This window comes from Microvirga arabica, from assembly GCF_016811235.1.
Taxonomy (GTDB): domain Bacteria; phylum Pseudomonadota; class Alphaproteobacteria; order Rhizobiales; family Beijerinckiaceae; genus Microvirga; species Microvirga arabica.
In genome coordinates this window covers 1-1,358 of the sequence record NZ_JAFBID010000194.1, presented here as the reverse complement: position 1 = coordinate 1,358, position 1,358 = coordinate 1, and the positions used below count along the sequence as shown (strand labels likewise).

Annotated in this window: 2 protein-coding genes; one reads left to right on the top strand and one right to left on the bottom strand. The window is 59.2% G+C overall.

The window, feature by feature from the left end; all coding sequences use genetic code 11:
* Positions 1 to 175: 175 nt before the first annotated feature.
* Complete coding sequence (locus JQC81_RS32400; protein ID WP_203275856.1) at positions 176 to 424, bottom strand: hypothetical protein; 249 nt, start codon at positions 422 to 424, stop codon at positions 176 to 178.
* A gap of 468 nt (positions 425 to 892) precedes the next feature.
* Between JQC81_RS32400 and JQC81_RS32395 the strand changes: the two genes are divergently transcribed.
* Positions 893 to 1,306, top strand: coding sequence for a hypothetical protein (locus JQC81_RS32395; RefSeq protein ID WP_203275855.1), 414 nt, complete (start codon positions 893 to 895; stop codon positions 1,304 to 1,306).
* Positions 1,307 to 1,358: the final 52 nt, after the last annotated feature.

Below are 1,358 nucleotides of genomic sequence, written 5' to 3'. Positions count from 1 at the left end.
GGGAAGAACACGTCGTTCCGGTCGAACAGCACGAGCGTGTAGGGCGCATCGGCCTTGTCCTGCTCTTGTACGAGAGAAAGCATCAGCCCGCCGATTTCACCAAAGGCATGCTTCTCATCGAAATGGAGCGTCTGTGTCTCTGTCCGCCTCGGGAACTGAATGACCTCTGCCATGCCTAGTCCTCTCCACCTGCTCCACGGATCTGGGCATCTCCCAACCATCTCTGGGCTTCTTCAAGACTGCCAAATGTATGCTCGAGTTCGGTGAACGGCGCAGGCCTCTCTCCAGGAGGCAGGTCGAGCAGGAGTTCTGCTGTCCAGGTCGCGCTGTGAGTTTCTCCGCTCCGGACCAGGCTGGCGATAATCACCCCATGGAGCAGCACGTCATAACTGCCTGGGGCAAGCCGGGAGAGTTTGTAAGCCATTCTGAACCTTCTGGAGAAGACGACGACAGCAGGACGGCGTGATGTGTAGCGGACCGTGCCCTCCAACAGAAGCTCTACTCAGCACAGGGGTTGCGAGGCAAGCCTACGCGAATTGAACACCATCTCTTCGACATCGTGCGGTTAACCTGCAGCGATGAACAACGGACAGAGAAGCCTTTGGATCGCTTCATGAAATAGCCACGGTTGACGGGCGTAGTTTGGCTTGCGGTGTCAGCTCCAGAGAACCGCACGCGCCTCGGCTGAGGGTCCTTGAACCCGATCTCCTCAGCCGAGGCGTTTGGCTTTCCAGGCTATGACTGAGGCCAGGAGCGAGCCCTTCGCGTCAGGGCCATTTCCTTCTGGAACCATCTCTGAGACAGGAACGATGTTCCATCGTGCCCGTTGTCTCTCGCTCATTGCTGTCTAGGACAGAAGCCCTAGCTTCTGTCTGGTGTTGTGGGAGCTGGCATGACTGAAGATGAGGTGGAGGCGGTTGCGGCCGAGCTTGCGAAAGCCGGAGGCGTCTCCTGGCATCGAGGAGCAGAGCGCGGCCCTCTGAAGCTTGTCATGGACCGCTATCGCGACCGTGCTCGCCTGGCCATTGCCACGCTTGAACGCGTCCGAGCCGCCAAGCAAGGCACCTCCCCTGGTGAACTCAAGGTCGCGCAGGGAAAAGCCAACTTGGAAGCGGGCCAAGCGCCCACTTCGCATGATGGTGTCTCGGCCGGGAGCCTGGTGCTGTACCGCCCCCCAGGCGACAAGAGAGCCTATCCCTGCCGGGTTGAGAAGGTCGAAGGAAACCGCGCGTACCTTGTCCCTGAGTTCCCTACTTGCACGGGCTGGGTCGATCTCAACAGCCTTTCCTCCCCGGCGGTTCAATAAGGCGTTTGAATTGTGAGCAGTATTTCCAACAGCAAGCCGGCGCCAACCGAAG